The following is a 16,938-nucleotide window of genomic DNA, read 5'->3' as shown; positions in this document are numbered from 1 at the left end:
CTAAAAGAGCGCGATCCTTGACCAATCCCGTCCTGCCAACCGTTGCTATTGCCTGTGAGCGAGGCCTGCGTCTGCTGTTCGAAAATCTCGAATTGAGACTGGCCAGTGGTGAAATGGTGCAAATCAGTGGCCCCAACGGCAGTGGCAAGACCAGCTTGTTGCGCCTGTTGTCCGGCCTGATGCAACCGACCGCCGGTCAAGTGCTTCTCAACGGCCAGCCGCTCAACGAGCAGCGCAGTGAGCTGGCGCACGACCTGCTGTGGATCGGCCATGCCGCCGGGATCAAAGACCTGCTGACCCCGGAAGAGAACCTGAGCTGGCTCTGCGCGTTGCATCAACCGGCTTCCCATGAGGCGATCCGCCAGGCGTTGGCCGCTGTCGGGCTGCGCGGATTCGAGGATGTTCCTCGCCACACGTTGTCTGCCGGTCAACAGCGTCGCAGCGTTGGCGCGGTTGTATCTGGAAAGCCCGTCGCTATGGATCCTCGATGAGCCGTTCACCGCGCTCGACAAGCAAGGCGTGGCGCAACTCGAAGAACACCTGGCCTCACATTTCGAGCGCGGCGGCATGGTGGTCTTAACTACTAACCACGCGCTGACCCGGATGCCGGCCGGCTGGCGCTTTGCAGGCGGGATTGCAGGGCATGCCGGCGACTGGTTATCTCCTGTGGCTTGGCAGCTTGACCGCCTTGGCGATAACCCTGACACCTTTTGCAATAGCGGCTGGCCTGAAGATCAGTGTCGGCGAATAATGAGATCTGGTTGTTTTTTAACCAGTAAAGACCCTGGCTGGAGCGTGACAACGCACAGCAACCGTGATGGAAACAGTAATGAACTGGACCTGGTTTCATAAGCTCGGCTCACCCAAATGGTTTTATGGCATCAGCGGCAAACTGTTGCCGTGGCTGAGCATCGCAGCGTTGCTGCTGATCAGCGTTGGTGTCGTTTGGGGCCTGGTCTTCGCGCCGCCGGACTACCAGCAAGGCAACAGCTTTCGCATCATCTATATCCACGTTCCCGTCGCCATGCTGGCGCAGTCCGTCTACGTCATGCTGGCGGTGTGCGGCATCGTCGGGCTGGTGTGGAAAATGAAGCTGGCCGACGTCGCCCTGCAATGCGCAGCGCCCATCGGTGCCTGGATGACCGCCGTGGCGTTGGTCACCGGGGCGATCTGGGGCAAGCCGACCTGGGGCTCGTGGTGGGTCTGGGATGCACGCCTGACGTCCATGCTTATCCTGTTGTTCCTGTACTTCGGTCTCATTGCGCTGGGCAACGCCATCAGCAATCGTGACAGCGCGGCCAAGGCCTGCGCGGTGCTGGCGATTGTCGGCGTGATCAACATCCCGATCATCAAGTACTCGGTGGAGTGGTGGAACACCCTGCACCAGGGCGCGACCTTCACCCTCACCGAAAAACCGGCAATGCCGGCCGAGATGTGGCTGCCACTGCTGCTGACGGCGTTGGGTTTCTATTGTTTCTTCGGTGCGGTATTGCTGCTGCGCATGCGCCTTGAAGTGCTCAAGCGCGAAGCGCGCGCCAGTTGGGTGAAAGCCGAAGTGCAGAACAGCCTGGAGGCCGCTCGATGAGTTTTGCGTCATTCGGCGACTTTATCGCCATGGGCCATCATGGCCTGTATGTCTGGTCCGCCTATGGCATCTGCCTGGCGGTGCTGGCCCTCAACGTGGCGGCGCCGGTCCTGGCCCGCAAGCGGTATCTGCAACAAGAGGCGCGTCGTCTGCGCCGGGAGAACGGCAAGTGAATCCGCTGCGCAAAAAGCGTCTTACCATCATTCTCGCGATCCTGGTTGGTGTCGGCGCTGCCGTCGGCCTGGCCCTGAGCGCCCTGCAGCAGAACATCAATCTGTTTTACACACCGACGCAAATTGCCAATGGCGAAGCGCCGCAAGACACGCGCATTCGCGCCGGCGGCATGGTCGAGGCCGGTTCCTTGCAGCGCTCCGGCGACTCGCTGGACGTGAAGTTCGTCGTCACCGACTTCAACAAATCCGTGACTATCACTTATCGCGGCATCCTCCCGGACCTGTTCCGCGAAGGGCAGGGCATCGTCGCTCTGGGCAAGATCAACGCCGATGGCGTGGTGGTCGCCGACGAGGTGCTGGCCAAGCACGATGAAAAGTACATGCCACCGGAAGTGACCAAAGCGTTGAAAGACAGTGGTCAATCCGCTCCAACACCCGCGAAGGAGGGTTGATCCATGACTTCCGGCATTTTTATTCCTGAGTTGGGCCACTTGGCGATGATCCTGGCGCTGTGTTTTGCGCTGGTTCAAGCCGTGGTGCCGTTGCTTGGTGCCTGGCGCGGCGACCGTTTGTGGATGAGCCTGGCGCAGCCGGCCGCGTGGGGCCAGTTCACTTTTTTGCTGTTCGCCTTCGGCTGCCTGACCTACGCCTTCATGGCTGATGACTTCTCCGTCGCTTACGTCGCCAACAACTCCAACAGCGCCTTGCCGTGGTACTACAAATTCAGCGCCGTGTGGGGCGCGCACGAAGGTTCGTTGCTGCTCTGGGCCTTGATCCTCGGCGGCTGGACGTTCGCGGTGTCGGTGTTTTCCCGGCAATTACCGCAAGTCATGCTGGCCCGCGTATTGGCCGTGATGGGCATGATCAGCACCGGTTTCCTGCTGTTCCTGATTCTTACCTCGAACCCGTTCAAACGCATCCTGCCGCAAGTGCCCAGTGATGGCGCCGACCTTAATCCACTGCTGCAAGACATTGGCCTGATCGTTCACCCGCCGATGCTGTACATGGGGTACGTCGGTTTCTCCGTAGCGTTTGCCTTCGCCATCGCGGCGTTGATGGGCGGTCGCCTTGATGCGGCGTGGGCGCGCTGGTCGCGTCCGTGGACAATTGTTGCCTGGGCCTTCCTCGGCATCGGCATCACCCTCGGCTCGTGGTGGGCCTACTACGAACTCGGTTGGGGCGGCTGGTGGTTCTGGGACCCGGTGGAAAACGCCTCGTTCATGCCGTGGCTGGTGGGCACTGCGTTGATTCACTCGTTGGCGGTCACGGAAAAACGTGGCGTGTTCAAGAGCTGGACCGTGTTGCTGGCCATCGCCGCGTTCTCGCTCAGCTTGCTGGGGACCTTCCTCGTGCGCTCCGGCGTGCTGACTTCGGTGCACGCCTTTGCGTCGGACCCTGAGCGCGGCGTGTTCATCCTTATCTTCCTGCTGTTTGTGGTCGGTGGTTCGTTGACGCTGTTCGCCCTGCGCGCACCGGTGGTCAAGAGCCAGGTGGGCTTCAACCTCTGGTCCCGGGAAACCCTGCTGCTGGGCAACAATCTGGTGCTGGTGGTGGCGGCTTCGATGATTCTGCTCGGCACCTTGTACCCGCTGATTCTCGATGCGATGACCGGCGCCAAGCTGTCGGTGGGCCCGCCGTACTTCAATGCGCTGTTCATTCCGCTGATGGCATTGCTGATGGTGGTGATGGCGGTAGGCATGCTGGTGCGGTGGAAAGACACCCCGGTCAAATGGCTGATGAGCATGCTCACGCCTGTATTGCTCGGCAGTGCCGCGCTGGCCGTGGTGGCTGGCGTCGCTTACGGCGATTTCAACTGGGCAGTGCTGGCGACATCCATGCTGGCGGCCTGGGTGTTGCTGGCCGGTGTGCGTGACATCTTCGACAAGACGCGGCACAAAGGCCTGATCAAAGGCTTGCCGACGTTGACCCGCAGTTACTGGGGCATGCAGGTTGCGCACTTGGGCATCGCGGTCTGCGCCCTCGGCGTGGTGTTGTCGAGCCAGAACAGCGCCGAGCGCGATCTGCGCCTGGCGCCGGGCGAATCCATGGATCTGGGCGGCTACCAGTTCGTCTTCGAAGGCGCCAAGCACTTCGAAGGTCCGAACTTCACGTCCGACAAGGGCACCGTGCGGGTGATCCGCGATGGCAAGGAAGTCAGCGTGCTGCACCCGGAAAAACGTCTGTACACCGTGCAGAATTCGGTGATGACCGAAGCCGGTATCGACGCCGGTTTTACCCGTGATCTCTATGTCGCCCTTGGCGAGCCATTGGGCGAGGGCGCCTGGGCCGTGCGCGTACACGTCAAACCGTTCGTGCGCTGGATCTGGTTCGGCGGTCTGCTGACTGGTTTGGGCGGGTTGCTGGCGGCAATGGATCGTCGTTATCGGGTCAAGGTGAAAAGCCGCGTGCGTGAAGCATTGGGCATGACGGGAGCGACGGCATGAGACGTTGGTTGATGCTGTTGCCGCTGGTGATTTTCCTGGTGGTGGCTGTGTTCCTTTATCGCGGTCTGTACCTGGACCCGGCCGAGTTGCCTTCGGCAATGATCGGCAAGCCGTTCCCGGAGTTTTCCCTGCCAGCGGTGCAGGGCGACAAGACCCTGACCAAGGCTGACATTGTAGGTAAACCGGCACTGGTCAACGTCTGGGGCACCTGGTGCATTTCCTGCCGGGTCGAGCACCCGGTGCTGAACAAACTGGCGGAGAAGGGCGTGGTGTTCTACGGCATCAACTACAAGGACGTCAACGCTGACGCCTTGAAGTGGCTGGTGGAATTCCACAATCCGTACCAACTGGACATCCGTGACGATGCAGGCACGCTGGGCCTGAACCTTGGCGTTTATGGCGCTCCGGAAACCTTCTTCATCGATGCCAAAGGCATCATCCGCGACAAGTTCGTCGGCGTGATCGACGAACAGGTCTGGCGTGAAAAACTGGCGGCCAAGTATCAGGCGCTGGTGGACGAGGCCAAGCCATGAAGCGCTGGATAGCCGCTGTTGCATTGGGCTTGAGCATGGCCGGCGTCGCGCATGCCGCCATCGACACCTACGAGTTCGCCAAAGAAGGTGATCGCGAGCGTTTTCGCGAGCTGACCAAAGAGCTGCGTTGCCCCAAGTGCCAGAATCAGGACATCGCCGATTCCAACGCACCGATCGCCGCCGACCTGCGCAAAGAGATTTACCGCATGTTGGGCGAGGGCAAGGACAATCAGCAGATCATCGACTTCATGGTCGATCGCTACGGTGATTTTGTCCGCTACAAACCTGCGCTCAACGCCAAGACCGCCTTGCTCTGGTTCGGCCCCGCCGGCCTGCTATTGGGCGGTTTCGTGATCATCGCCGTGATCGTCCGCCGTCGTCGCGTGCAATGCACGGACACCAAAGACGAGCTTTCTGCCGAGGAGCGCGAGCGCCTCGACCATCTGTTGGATAAAACCAAGAATGATTGATTTCTGGCTTGCTGCAGGTCTGCTACTTCTGGTTGCCCTGAGTTTTCTGCTGATCCCCGTCCTGCGTGGTCGCCGCGCCCAGCTTGAGGAGGATCGTACTGCCCTGAACGTCGCGCTGTATCAGGAGCGCGTGGCTGAGTTGCAAACCGAGCAGGAAGAGGGCGTGCTCAACGCTGCGCAACTGGAAACCGGTCGCGCCGAAGCGGCCCGTGAGTTGCTCGCCGACACTGAAGGCGCCGATGCACCGCGCGCGGCACGCCTGGGCAAACCGTTGCCATTGCTGGCGGCGATACTGGTGCCGGTGTTGGGGCTTGGGCTCTACCTGCATTTCGGCGCGAGCGACAAGGTCGAACTGACCCGCGAATTCTCTCAGGCGCCAAAGTCGATGGAAGAGATGACCCGCCGCCTGGAGCGTGCTGTCGCCGCTCAGCCGGATTCGGCTGAAGGCCTGTATTTCCTCGGTCGCACCTACATGGCTCAGGACCGTCCTGGCGATGCGGCGAAGATTTTCGAACGCACGGTGAACCTGGCCGGTCGTCAGCCGGAGCTGTTGGGTCAATGGGCCCAGGCCCAGTACTTCGCCGATGGCAAGAAGTGGTCGGACAAGGTTCAGGCCCTGACCGACGAAGCGCTGAAAGCCGATCCGAAAGAAGTCACCAGCCTTGGCTTGCTCGGTATTGCTGCCTTTGAAAGCCAGCGTTATCAGGACGCCATCGACTACTGGAATCGCCTGCTGGTGCAACTGCCACCGGAGGACAGTTCCCGCGCCGCGCTGCAAGGCGGCATCACTCGGGCCACCGAGAAACTCGAAGCCAGCGGCGGCAAGGTCGCCCAGGCGCCCGCCGCCAAAGTGGCGGCACTGCTCAAGGTGCGAGTGGATCTGGCGCCAGAGCTGGAAGCCAAGGTCCAGCCGGGCGACAGCGTATTCATCTTCGCCCGCGCCACCGCAGGGCCTCCGGCACCTCTGGCCGCCAAACGCCTGACCGTGGCTGACTTGCCGGCGACCGTCGAGCTGGGCGACGCCGACGCAATGATGCCGCAGTTGAAACTGTCGAACTTCCCTGAAGTCCAACTGGTTGCACGCATCTCCCGCGCCGGTCAACCGACTGCCGGCGAATGGATCGGTCGCAGCCAGCCTCTGGCCAGCAGCACCACCGCGCCGCAAACACTGACCATCGACAGCCCGGATAAATAGTGATGATCGTTAATGATCGTTGACGCGAGATTTCACATAGGGGGGGGGCTATAGAATTCGGAAAAATCGTACGCTATGGTTTTCCGACCCGCCGTAGCGGCCTGAATTTCCCGTCTTCCAGCTTGCAGTTCTGCCGCCAGATATAGTCGCCGGTCGAGTTAATGTGCTACCAGCCCAAGAGAGACAGGTACTGATACAGGTCGGTATTCACCGGCTTTCCGGCGTCAGCCAGCCCTTGGGTAGCGCGCTCTAGGTAGACTGTGTTCCACAGCGCAATGGCGGCGGTCACCAGGTTAAGACCGCTGGCCCGGTAGCGCTGCTGTTCGAAGCTTCGATCCCTGATTTCACCGAGGCGGTCAAAGAACACTACCCTGGTCAAGGCGTTGCGCGCTTCGCCCTTGTACAGCCCAGCATGCACACGACGACGCAGCTCGACGCCTTGCAGCTAGTCCAGGACGAACAACGTGCGTCCAATTCGGCCCAACTCCCTCAGGGCGACGGCAAGGCCATTTTGACGCGGATAGCTGCCCAGCTTGCGCAGCATCAACGAGGCGGTAACGGTGCCCTGTTTGATCGATGCGGCCAGGCGCAGAATCTCGTCCCAGAGAGTGCGGACTTGCTTGATGATCAGCGTGGCACCGATCATTGGGCGCAGTGTCGGGTAGTCCTGGACACTATTTGGTACATACAGCTTGGTTTCGCCCAGGTCGCGGATACACGGCGCAAAGCGAGAGCTGCATTGACCGGCGCTTTTACGAGGGCGGCGCCTTGTCCGAACTGAAGAGTGCGCTGCGCACCGGTGACATTTGGGTGAAAGGCTCACGGCAGTTCCGTGACTTTGACGCTTACCTGCTACCACCCGCGAAGTTTGTCGCGCTCAAGAAGGAACAGACGCGGCCATTGGCGATCAACCCCAACAGCGAGCAGTACCTGGAGGCGTTTACAGCTGCTGGACGAGCAACTTGCGACAATCGCCAAGCGGGCCAATGGCAACGAGTTGCCCGACGCCATCCTCACCGAGTCCGGACTGCGGCACTGGCCGAACCGCCAAACGCAACACTGACATAAAACGCTTAGTTTAATACTGCCCAAATGACGCGCTTGCAAGTTAGGCGCGCATGGCTTCCAAAAGACTGGCTGCGGCCCCGCAAGTTGGCACTAGCTGCAGTAGTAAAGGGCGCGCGGAGACAAGGTGAGAGCTTTGCCCGCGCTGTGGCCGTGCCATCGGGGGACTTGTCAGTAATCATTATCTATCTCAAGACCTCTCCTTAGCATCACCCACTTGGGGGATGGCTCTGCACCTGCTTAAACAGCAAGCTTTACGTGCAAGTGAATAAAAACCTGAACCTAATGTCAGGAATTATAACTTCTCATTCTGGATGGGCGAAATGCGGAAGATAACAATAAAAAAAACTGCAATCTTGTCGATTCTGGCGACTAGTATCATCGCCAGTAAAAGCCATGCAATAGATCTCAACTCGCGCGACTTCATTCCTGCTCCTTTAGATACAGATTTCGCAGTCGTTTACCTACCGACTGCATTTTCAAATGACTTTCACGGACCGGCGGACAACCTCGGAACTGCTGAAGTACGTGCCTCAGCGCTTGTATACCGACAGGTATGGACTACTGACATTTGCGGACTTAAATGCACGCCTCAGTTTATCATCAAGTATGTTGATATCGATTCGAAAGCGCCCGGCATGTCCCGCTCTGACCAGGATAGAGGCATAGGGGATCCTACGGTTGGCGCGACACTTATGTTGCTCGACGAACCGGCGTCAGGCACATATATCGGCTTGATGGGTCTTCTTACAATCCCAATCGGCGAATACGATTCCAGGTCACCTAGTACATCTCCAGGAGGAAATCGCTGGGCCTCTGATATCAATCTGAACATAACTAAGAGGCTTGGGCATAACTGGGTTGCTGAAATCAATTTTGATGTAGAGGGTTATGGAAAGAATGACGATTTTGCGGGAAGCGAACTCAAACAACGTCCACTTTTCCGATCGCAAAATTTCATATCTTACGATTTCTCCCCCTCCACCTACGCTGCATTGAAGCTTGAAATCACTCAGGGTGGTGAGCTGGAGATAAACGGCCGCACCATTGCAGACAGTAAACAACGATATACACAACTCGGTGTTGAGGCTGCTCACTGGCTCGACAAGAGTAATCAAATAGCAATCTTTGCGGGCAAAAACATTTCATCAAGCAACAGTTACGACATGAAAAGTATGGGGCTTAGATACGTTCACGTCTTTTAACTCCCCCAAAACTAGACGAGAGGATGTGTGATGGGCGTATCTAACGATCGAATGAGAATGCTGACGGTAGTACTTGCCAGTAGCTTGACAATCATGGGGTCAATAGTCATTACCCCTGTGTTTCCTAAAATGCTCGACGTTTTTGGAGGAGGCGATAATGCGCAGTTACTGCTCCAATTGGCAATCACTGGGCCTGCAATGGCTATATGCCTGTTCTCTCCGTTGCTCGGATTGCTATCCGATAAAATAGGTCGTAAGCGCCTGGTGATAGGCGCTACTTTCTTTTATTGCGTCCTTGGTGTGGCTCCCGTGTTGTCTGACACGATGAGTGCGTTTGTCGTACTTCGGATATTATTCGGGTGTACCGAAGCCGTCATAATGACATGCTGCTTGGCGCTAATCGGTGATAATTGGAGCGGCCCACAAAGACAGAAAGTTCTGGCTTGGCAGGTAACATCTATCGGATTGGTAGGTGCTTTATTTTACGCGCTGGGAGGAGTGCTCGGCGAGTTTGACTGGCGTGCCCCATTCTATCTATATGCTCTTCCGATTTTCTTACTGCCGCTGATGTCACGCTTCCTCCAATCTAAACCTAGCGCCTCCAAACCAACCAAAGTAAATTATATCGCTCGCACTAACTACACTGTCGTAGGCATAGGTTACTTTACCATCTTCCTATCGATGGTAATGTCGTTTACCTTGCATGTGCAAATGCCTATCATTTTAGGTCGCCTCGACATAGCGTCACCGTTACTAATTGGAATTGCTTCGGGATGTTCGCTTCTGTTTACCTTGGTTGGCGCGGCGATTTGGCCAAAAATGCGAAGCTCGCTCGGCATTAACTTCGGAAACTTCGTGGTTTTTGGTCTTTATGCAGTCGCCATTTACCTTCTCTATTCTGTGAGCACGTATGAAATGATCATAGTAGCGGCGGTCCTGCATGGCGTTGCGTCCGGCATCGCGCCCCCAAACACGATATCGCCAGTTATGGAAGCTTTAGCATCATCACACCGAGGTCTTGGTATGGGTCTATTTACCTCCTTACTCTATTTAGGCCAATTTTCCAGCCCGCTTATTATTGCTTGGCTCAGTTGGGGATTGGGTGGCTTCTCTATATCGCTGCTAGCAATGTCCATTATAAGCCTCGTTTATAGTTTACTTTGGTTGATTCCGCGACGCCGTGACGGCCACGCTTTTCAGTCAACTTAATGCGTTGAACCATGTAGTGCTTGAGGTCGAGCTAGCTGATAGCCCTTCGCTTGAACAATTCGAACCAAGGAGTATTTGATGAGTAATACGAGACACGCAGCGGGAAACTCCAATATCTGGTCTTGGTCTGGCGCTGAGATCGCCCAGGCTATCAAAGAAAAACAGATAAGCTCGGAAGAAGCGACAAGAAGTTGCCTCAAACGCATCGAGGAAATTAACCCTGTAGTAAATGCGCTCAACAGAGTCGACGCGGAGAGCGCGATCAGAGCCGCTCGAACAGCAGATATCGCCTTATCTAAAGGAGAGTCATTGGGGCTACTCCACGGCGTCCCGCTTGTGACCAAAGACAACTCTGACGAGATTGGATTACCAAATACAAACGGTAATCAGCTTTTGCGTCATGATGTAGCACCCTCAGATTCACCCCAAATTAAACGCTTACGTGACGCTGGTGCCGTTTTTATTGGACGCAGCAACACGCCTTTGTATTCCTTCCGATGGGACTCAGAAAATACTCTGCACGGTGCGACACTTAACCCGTGGAGTAAGGATCACACTCCGGGCGGCTCTAGTGGGGGAGCGGCAAGCGCTGTGGCCTGCGGCATGGCGCCGCTCGCTCATGGAAATGACATTGGGGGATCGATTCGGCAACCGGCCTACTGCTGCGGGGTCGTCGGATTACGGCCGACTCCGGGGCTTGTTCCAAGCTGGCTCGGGCCGCGCGGCGGAAATCAACCATTGTCATTTCAGATAATGTGCTCAGAGGGCTCTATCGCTCGATCCGTGGCCGACGCATCCTTGATGGTACAAGCGATGGCTGGCTACGATCCCCGCGCCTCCAATGCCTACCCCTCCACCAGCTCCCGCGCTAAAACTCCCGGCTCTATCAAGATTGGTGTTCTGCTCGATGACGGCGTGACACCTAGAGATCCGCTAGTAAATGACTCGTTGATGAAAGCTGCAACGATCTTACAAGAACGCGGTTACACAGTTGAGGAAGTGAAGCTCCCGATGGTCGTTGAGGCATTTAGGCTGTGGTATTTGTTGGTACTTGAAGAAATGCGTGTCGTTGCAGCGGATATCTATGCCTATGGTGATGAACTCACCAGGAAAACTACACAGCATAACTATGAGGTTGCTAAGCGTTGGTGGGGAGCAGCACCGACGCTAGCGGACTATTCCGAAGGGTATGCTCGAAGGGGTACCCTTGCGGCACAGCTTCAGGCTGTACTAGAAGAAAACCCTGTCATCCTTCTCCCGGTGAGCAATGCACGCCCCTGGTTCAGAAATCAGATTTCTCTGAGCCTGGAGTCCGCGCAGGAGTCTGTTGACCAGGGCTGGTCGCTGATGGGCATCGCAGCTCTGGGCTTCCCGGCTATGTCCATTCCAATGGGTATCGTGGACGGGCTGCCCACCGGAGTGCAGCTCTTAGGTAAACGTTTTCACGAGGCGGATCTCGTTGAGGTAGCAGCAGTGGTTGAGGCTGACACGGGAACGTTCACCCCAATCGATCCGAAGTTTCGATAAGTCTCATTTAGACTCCTAGCCCCTGCTGTAGAAATGGAGCGGGGGCATTTCCATACCGCTATTTCCACAGGTATGCTAGACCCTGATGTGCAGCGCACGTTTCGCCTCATTCGGTTACATAGTCGTGATGTGGCACATTTCTTGCTGTCTCCGGTAGTAGTTCGAGGCTTGCGAAGAGGCTATGAAATGAATATAAAGATGAAGCCAACTGCCCAAAATCAAGAAATAGATAGAGCTCTCGGCCAAAACCTTGCTAATCAGGCTATTGAAATCAGGAGCGAACAGCACAAAGTCAATACCGCAATCAGCGCTATATACAGAGCAGCGCTGTCAGGTTCTGCGCATTATCAACAGGAGTTACACGCAATAATAGGCTCCTGCTTCAATTTTGATTCCAGCTGGAAATTTCGCACTTCTGATCGCAAGAAATGGAGTGTGAATTATAGCAACTTATTCAACTTGCCGACATCTTTCATGCGCGACTGGGAAGTCGATGACATACCTGGGATTGATGTGTTGGCCAAGATATCTCATGATTCAGTTGGAAATGCTGTTGCTCTTTCGTTACCAGAGGTTGATGGGCCCAAAAAGTATATTCAATGGTGTCAGTCTCGCGGATTATCATCGATGATGACCATTGAGATTGAGGATGAAATGGAAGGCGGAGTATTCAATCTTTCGTTCTACCGTGCGAGGCCAGAATCGTTTTCAACAAAAGACCTGTTGAAACTTGAATTGCTTGCGCCGCACATTGCTGCTTCGATAGAAATCAATAAGCAAGCAAAATTTACGCAGCTTTCGAGAGAGCGCTCAGGAATAGCTGTTGCTGATCGCACTGGTAAGATCCGAGACGTCGACAAAAGGTTTACTGATTACTTGGAATCAAGATACGCTTGGACGAGCAATTGCCTCCTGCCTTCGCCCCTGTTAGTCGATGCAGAGAATTTAATAGGAGGTGCTGCATCGGAGAATATAGAAGAATTTACCATTATACCAGTTGATGGTTTTTACTTTCTATTCCTTCAAAGCAATTCGTTAGTTAGTGAGCTGAGCCCAAGAGAACTGCAAATAGCAAAATTATATCAGTCTGGACAAGCTCACAAATTGATTGCGAAAAGCCTGGGTATATCTCCAGAGACAGTCAAACATCATTTGAAAAGTATTTACCGAAAACTTGGGGTAACTAGTCGCTCGCAGGCAGTGGAGCAGATACGGGACGGCATCGCAAACTGCGTTTATCGGTGAAAACAATCACCGCTTATAATACCATTCGCTTTGTAAGATGCTTCTGATTACGGCTGCACCTAAATGAGCAATCTCATGCCCGTTCACGCGCGTGTACCGCGTCAGGCTCTTGATCGCGGCCCTTTATCAGCTGCGCACAGAATTCACAGATCTAACAGCTGGATCGGCCATAGTGAAGGGCTACTATCGGCACAGAGCGTGTAAAAGCGCGCTTTCAAACCCTTGCTATGATTTCTGAGGATTTTATCGCAAGAATCGCCTATGAAGCGCTTTATCCAAGTTGAACATCGAGGCCAAAGTACCTGCTTCCCGATACCCTCGACGATTACGTCAGCGATACCAATCCGGTGCGCGTAGTCGATGTCTTCGTTGACGAACTTGAGATGATCTCGTTGCGGTTAGCTTTGGTAGCGGCGACGTTGGAGACACCAACGTTGTGGACCAATTTGACTGGGCTTTTGACATACTTTGTCGAACAGTTCTGCGGCGGTGAAGCTCACGAATATATACATGCAATCTGTCACCTTTGCTCATCGCAAATTTAAGGTCACAACACGGGTTGTCGCAGACTTTAAATTCCGCAGAACGCAGGGTGCAACAGGCCTATGAGGGGGGGCGCGGCTCTGTCGCCGGGTGCGCTGGAAAAGACAATATTGACTCGTTTGGCGTGTGCTCGTAAGTTGAGGACAGCACGGCGCTGAGTCGATCGCCCAACAGGTTCCAGGCACACTTCTTCTCTTCGGCATAATCATGATGCAGGTAGTGGCGCCTTACTCGGGAGCCAGCCAGTACATGATTTTGACAGCGATCGATAACGTCCAGGCTGACACCTAAGGCCTGCATCGTAGTCGCGCCTGTGCGGCGCAGGTCATGAGGCGTCCAGTCACCGTTCTGGCCGTCGGCAAGCACCAGCGTATCGTCATGGCGACGTCTTGAGAGGGCTTTGCGGTTTTTGAAACGGGCCTGGCGGTCACCCACCTGCTTGCTCACCACTTTCACGTCAACATGCCCATCATTTTTCTTATTCGGAAAGCACCATTGGCTATGTCCAGTCAGGGTTTTCAGATCCTGAAAGAAGTGCAGAGCAAAGGGGGAGAGGAAAACATGATGGTCTTGTTTTTTGCGCCGGCTGCCTTTGACGTTCCCGCTCGGGATGAACCAGGTATGGTTCTCCAGATCGATATTCTTCCATTCGGTTTGAAGCAGTTCGCCGATCCGGCATAACGTTCCCAAACAGATCCAAAGCGCAAGTTGGGACTCCGGTTTGAGTGGGCGAATCCCATCGTACTTTTCGCCGGCAGGTAGCGCTGCATAGTCGGCAGTCATTTTCTGAAAGCGTTGGTGTAATTCTTGAAGTTCGGTGGAGGAGAGGAGCCGAGTTCTCTCCTCCTGGTAGTCACTAGGTATAAGCTTATCAATTTCGACCAAGTCTGCTGGATTTCCGTGGACCAGCAGTGTTCGCCATGGCTGGCGTTTCTGCGCCCATCCAAACATCTGGACGATATCCGAAAAAAGACTGATGGCCTGACGAGTAGCACCTCGAGCTATTACGGAACGCACCAGACTCCGCAAGTCATGTTCACTGACCGTACTGATGACTTTTGAGCCAACGGCGGGGTAAAGATCTTTCGCGAATTTTCTCCGTAGCTCGGCATTGCCATCCTTTCGTGCGACACCATCGCGAAGCCAATCTCCCGCTAAGTCTAGCAGCGTTAGCTCCATAGATTTTTGCTGATCGGCTTCTGCGAGTTGTGCAGCCAGCTCCGCTTTTAGTCTGACCTTCCCTGCGCGCTTGTTCTCATTAGGATTGATCCCTTTGGCTACAAGGTCTCGTGCCTCGTTGCGCTCCTTGCGGATTTCGGTCAACGGCTTGCTTGGCCAGGTACCGCACGAGAAACGGGTGTAAATTCCTTCCCAGCGAAACTGGAAGTAAAAGGGGATGGCGATACCTTTTTTGCGGAGTGACACCCTGCCCGCGAGGCTGCCTTCGTCGCGTATGATGGTGCCGACATCCTGCTCGGTCAGTGCTTCCAATTCCTTGGCAGTGAGCTTGACCACAATCAACCTCCTGAAAAGTTTACTCCCACATTTACTCCCACTGATTCATCAGCTAAGGGTAGATCAAGATAGAGGTCGTTGGAAGAGTTAATCACTGAAAGGCCTTGTTTTACTGAGCTTTAGGATTCTATAGGGGAGCAGCGCGAACCATGGATGCATAGTGTTTAACTGCATGGGGTGCTAGGGGTCGAGTGTTCGAATCACTCCGTCCCGACCATATAATTCAAAGGGTTGTGAGATTTTATCTTGCGACCCTTTTTATTTTTAGTCGTTTTTACCCCCACAAAACCACCGGCTCTGGGTGGAATCCTCAGGGCTTCCGCGTGGTCTCTTTACCAATGTTGCTTGGCTTGGTCTTTCTCTGTTGGCGCCTATGCTGAATTACCCCCCAGTAGCTGAGATTTCACTGACCCAGTCTGACTACTCCCGAATCATTGTCTGCGCTAGATTTTTGAAGATTTGGAGATGGGCAGTCTTGCCTCGGCACTTGGGTCAATTCAGCGTTGGTGTAAACATCATGCGTCGCTCCAGTGAGCTGACATCCGTGTCACAGGAATGTCTGCTTGCTATAAATATACTGATATATTAGTGTATTGAAATGAGTGGTCGACGAACTCCCGCTGTCCTCAGCGTTTTCGGATCGTGCCCCCCATGACCCTTGGCTATTCCAACAATGAACAGGTGATTGCATGAGCAGCAGTTCTTCCCAGTACGACGCCCAGTCCGGCCTTATTGGGCATTTCATCGATGGCAAGGTTGTTTCGTTCCAGGGGGAGCGTTCGACTGATGTGTTCAATCCTGCGCTGGGCAAAGTCCAGGCTCAGGTAGCGCTGGCCTCCGCAATGACCGTCAACGAGGCGGTCGCCGCGGCCAAGGAGGCATTCCCGGCCTGGTCGCAGCAGTCACCGTTGCGTCGCTCGCGCGTTCTGTTCCGCTTCAAGGAGTTGCTGGATCAGCACCATGACGAATTGGCGCGCCTGATCACCGCTGAACACGGCAAGGTGCTTTCCGATGCGAAGGGCGAGGTCACTCGTGGTATCGAGATCGTCGAGTTCGCCTGTGGCGCACCGCATCTGCTGAAAACTGCATTCACCGATAACATCGGTGGTGGCATCGATAACTGGAATCTACGCCAGGCATTGGGCGTTTGCGCCGGGATTACACCGTTCAACTTTCCCGTGATGGTGCCATTGTGGATGATCCCGATGGCGCTGGCTGCCGGTAATACTTTTATCCTCAAACCTTCCGAGCGCGACCCATCGGCCAGTTTGCTCATGGCCCGTTTGCTCAAGGAAGCCGGTCTGCCGGATGGTGTGTTCAACGTGGTCCAGGGCGACAAGGAAGCGGTGGACACGCTGCTTCAGCACGACGATGTGGAAGCAATCTCCTTTGTCGGTTCGACCCCAATCGCCGAGTACATCCACCGCGAAGCGACCTCCCGGGGCAAGCGTGTCCAGGCCTTGGGCGGCGCAAAAAACCACATGATCGTGATGCCCGATGCCGATCTTGACCAAGCCGCCGACGCACTGATCGGTGCTGCCTATGGCTCCGCTGGTGAACGTTGCATGGCCATTTCCATTGCCGTAGCGGTAGGTGATGTGGCCGATGAACTGATTGAGAAACTGCTGCCGCGTATCGATGCGCTTCGCGTGCGCAACGGTGCAGATCCGCAGGCTGACATGGGCCCGCTGGTAACGGCGGTGCATAAGGCCAAGGTCGAAGGTTATATCGACAGCGGCGTGAGCGAGGGCGCGAAACTGATCGTGGACGGTCGTGGCCTGACGGTGCCGGGCGCCGAGGAAGGTTTTTTCGTAGGTGCGACGTTGTTCGATGAAGTTACTCCGGACATGAAGATATACAAGGAAGAAATCTTTGGCCCAGTCCTGGGCATCCTCCGTGTGCCGGACTTCGCAACCGCGGTGAAGCTGATCAACGCTCACGAGTTCGGCAACGGTGTGTCCTGTTTTACCCGTGACGGTGGCGTGGCTCGGGCCTTCACCCGGAGCATTCAAGTAGGCATGGTCGGCATCAACGTGCCGATCCCGGTGCCCATGGCTTGGCACTCCTTCGGGGGATGGAAACGCTCGCTGTTCGGCGAGCACCACGCCTACGGCGAAGAAGCTCTGCGTTTTTACACCCGTTACAAGAGTGTCATGCAGCGTTGGCCGGACAGCATTGCCAAGGGGCCCGAGTTCAGTATGCCAACTGCCAATTGAGCACCGCGCACGC

13 protein-coding genes and 5 pseudogenes are annotated in these 16,938 nt (G+C 55.5%); 16 read left to right on the top strand and 2 right to left on the bottom strand.

All coding sequences use genetic code 11. The annotated features are described in order from the left end of the window. Window positions 1–17: 17 nt before the first annotated feature. The 9 genes and pseudogenes from ccmA to ccmI form a co-directional block, all read left to right on the top strand. Window positions 18–621, top strand: a pseudogene (gene ccmA, locus OC605_RS13505) (cytochrome c biogenesis heme-transporting ATPase CcmA); the annotation flags it as partial. Next, window positions 614–751, top strand: a pseudogene (locus OC605_RS13500) (heme exporter protein CcmB); the annotation flags it as partial. The pseudogenes ccmA and OC605_RS13500, both read left to right, overlap by 8 nt. Before the next feature lie 78 nt (window positions 752–829). Continuing rightward, window positions 830–1,585, top strand: coding sequence for a heme ABC transporter permease (locus tag OC605_RS13495; RefSeq protein WP_262137657.1), 756 nt, complete (start codon window positions 830–832; stop codon window positions 1,583–1,585). Further along, complete coding sequence (gene ccmD / locus OC605_RS13490; RefSeq protein ID WP_262137656.1) at window positions 1,582–1,758, top strand: heme exporter protein CcmD; 177 nt, start codon at window positions 1,582–1,584, stop codon at window positions 1,756–1,758. The genes OC605_RS13495 and ccmD overlap by 4 nt, the downstream gene beginning before the upstream one ends. Further along, the gene (ccmE, locus tag OC605_RS13485) at window positions 1,755–2,210 is read left to right on the top strand and encodes a cytochrome c maturation protein CcmE (RefSeq protein WP_262137654.1); all 456 of its coding nucleotides are present in this window, start codon (window positions 1,755–1,757) and stop codon (window positions 2,208–2,210) included. The genes ccmD and ccmE overlap by 4 nt, the downstream gene beginning before the upstream one ends. 3 nt (window positions 2,211–2,213) lie before the next feature. Beyond that, window positions 2,214–4,202 carry a heme lyase CcmF/NrfE family subunit gene (locus OC605_RS13480; RefSeq protein ID WP_262137652.1) on the top strand — a complete coding sequence of 663 codons (1,989 nt, stop codon included), beginning with the start codon at window positions 2,214–2,216 and terminating at the stop codon, window positions 4,200–4,202. After that, complete coding sequence (locus OC605_RS13475) at window positions 4,199–4,735, top strand: DsbE family thiol:disulfide interchange protein (RefSeq protein WP_262137650.1); 537 nt, start codon at window positions 4,199–4,201, stop codon at window positions 4,733–4,735. The genes OC605_RS13480 and OC605_RS13475 overlap by 4 nt, the downstream gene beginning before the upstream one ends. After that, window positions 4,732–5,205 (top strand): cytochrome c-type biogenesis protein, encoded by a 474-nt coding sequence (locus OC605_RS13470; RefSeq protein WP_262137648.1) that lies wholly within the window; start codon window positions 4,732–4,734, stop codon window positions 5,203–5,205. The genes OC605_RS13475 and OC605_RS13470 overlap by 4 nt, the downstream gene beginning before the upstream one ends. Next, complete coding sequence (gene ccmI, locus OC605_RS13465; RefSeq protein ID WP_262137646.1) at window positions 5,198–6,400, top strand: c-type cytochrome biogenesis protein CcmI; 1,203 nt, start codon at window positions 5,198–5,200, stop codon at window positions 6,398–6,400. The genes OC605_RS13470 and ccmI overlap by 8 nt, the downstream gene beginning before the upstream one ends. A 73-nt stretch (window positions 6,401–6,473) precedes the next feature. Here the strand turns inward: ccmI and OC605_RS13460 are convergent. After that, a pseudogene (locus tag OC605_RS13460) lies at window positions 6,474–7,130 on the bottom strand (Tn3 family transposase); the annotation flags it as partial. Window positions 7,131–7,138: 8 nt separating this feature from the next. Here OC605_RS13460 and OC605_RS13455 point away from each other — a divergent pair. From OC605_RS13455 to OC605_RS13430, 6 genes and pseudogenes are all read left to right on the top strand, one after another. Then, window positions 7,139–7,442: pseudogene (locus OC605_RS13455) on the top strand (Tn3 family transposase); the annotation flags it as partial. A gap of 346 nt (window positions 7,443–7,788) precedes the next feature. Next, window positions 7,789–8,670 (top strand): transporter, encoded by an 882-nt coding sequence (locus OC605_RS13450; RefSeq protein ID WP_262137645.1) that lies wholly within the window; start codon window positions 7,789–7,791, stop codon window positions 8,668–8,670. Between the two features lie 30 nt (window positions 8,671–8,700). Next, the gene (locus OC605_RS13445; protein WP_262137644.1) at window positions 8,701–9,879 is read left to right on the top strand and encodes an MFS transporter; all 1,179 of its coding nucleotides are present in this window, start codon (window positions 8,701–8,703) and stop codon (window positions 9,877–9,879) included. A gap of 78 nt (window positions 9,880–9,957) precedes the next feature. Further along, entirely contained in the window at window positions 9,958–11,406 is a 1,449-nt protein-coding gene (locus OC605_RS13440; RefSeq protein WP_262137642.1) for an amidase, read from the top strand. Window positions 11,407–11,592: 186 nt separating this feature from the next. After that, the gene (locus tag OC605_RS13435) at window positions 11,593–12,651 is read left to right on the top strand and encodes a response regulator transcription factor (protein ID WP_262137640.1); all 1,059 of its coding nucleotides are present in this window, start codon (window positions 11,593–11,595) and stop codon (window positions 12,649–12,651) included. 261 nt (window positions 12,652–12,912) lie between these two features. Beyond that, window positions 12,913–13,046, top strand: a pseudogene (locus OC605_RS13430) (hypothetical protein); the annotation flags it as partial. A 208-nt stretch (window positions 13,047–13,254) separates the two neighbouring features. Here the strand turns inward: OC605_RS13430 and OC605_RS13425 are convergent. Beyond that, window positions 13,255–14,709 carry a tyrosine-type recombinase/integrase gene (locus OC605_RS13425; RefSeq protein ID WP_262137638.1) on the bottom strand — a complete coding sequence of 485 codons (1,455 nt, stop codon included), beginning with the start codon at window positions 14,707–14,709 and terminating at the stop codon, window positions 13,255–13,257. 689 nt (window positions 14,710–15,398) lie between these two features. Between OC605_RS13425 and OC605_RS13420 the strand changes: the two genes are divergently transcribed. Next, window positions 15,399–16,925: a CoA-acylating methylmalonate-semialdehyde dehydrogenase gene (locus tag OC605_RS13420; RefSeq protein ID WP_262137637.1), complete on the top strand. Its 1,527-nt coding sequence runs from the start codon at window positions 15,399–15,401 to the stop codon at window positions 16,923–16,925. Window positions 16,926–16,938 lie beyond the last annotated feature (13 nt).

The sequence above is a fragment of the Pseudomonas sp. Marseille-Q5117 genome, assembly GCF_946901175.1.
Classification (GTDB): domain Bacteria; phylum Pseudomonadota; class Gammaproteobacteria; order Pseudomonadales; family Pseudomonadaceae; genus Aquipseudomonas; species Aquipseudomonas iranensis.
This window is presented reverse-complemented; position numbering and strand designations above follow the sequence as displayed.

Excerpts from the sequence above, each read along its gene's own strand:
- OC605_RS13495 (WP_262137657.1), top strand. The coding sequence starts at position 830 with ATGAACTGGACCTGGTTTCATAAGCTCGGCTCACCCAAATGGTTTTAT.
- ccmD (WP_262137656.1), top strand. The coding sequence starts at position 1,582 with ATGAGTTTTGCGTCATTCGGCGACTTTATCGCCATGGGCCATCATGGC.
- OC605_RS13480 (WP_262137652.1), top strand. The coding sequence starts at position 2,214 with ATGACTTCCGGCATTTTTATTCCTGAGTTGGGCCACTTGGCGATGATC.
- OC605_RS13475 (WP_262137650.1), top strand. The coding sequence starts at position 4,199 with ATGAGACGTTGGTTGATGCTGTTGCCGCTGGTGATTTTCCTGGTGGTG.
- OC605_RS13470 (WP_262137648.1), top strand. The coding sequence starts at position 4,732 with ATGAAGCGCTGGATAGCCGCTGTTGCATTGGGCTTGAGCATGGCCGGC.
- ccmI (WP_262137646.1), top strand. The coding sequence starts at position 5,198 with ATGATTGATTTCTGGCTTGCTGCAGGTCTGCTACTTCTGGTTGCCCTG.
- OC605_RS13450 (WP_262137645.1), top strand. The coding sequence starts at position 7,789 with ATGCGGAAGATAACAATAAAAAAAACTGCAATCTTGTCGATTCTGGCG.
- OC605_RS13445 (WP_262137644.1), top strand. The coding sequence starts at position 8,701 with ATGGGCGTATCTAACGATCGAATGAGAATGCTGACGGTAGTACTTGCC.
- OC605_RS13440 (WP_262137642.1), top strand. The coding sequence starts at position 9,958 with ATGAGTAATACGAGACACGCAGCGGGAAACTCCAATATCTGGTCTTGG.
- OC605_RS13435 (WP_262137640.1), top strand. The coding sequence starts at position 11,593 with ATGAATATAAAGATGAAGCCAACTGCCCAAAATCAAGAAATAGATAGA.
- OC605_RS13420 (WP_262137637.1), top strand. The coding sequence starts at position 15,399 with ATGAGCAGCAGTTCTTCCCAGTACGACGCCCAGTCCGGCCTTATTGGG.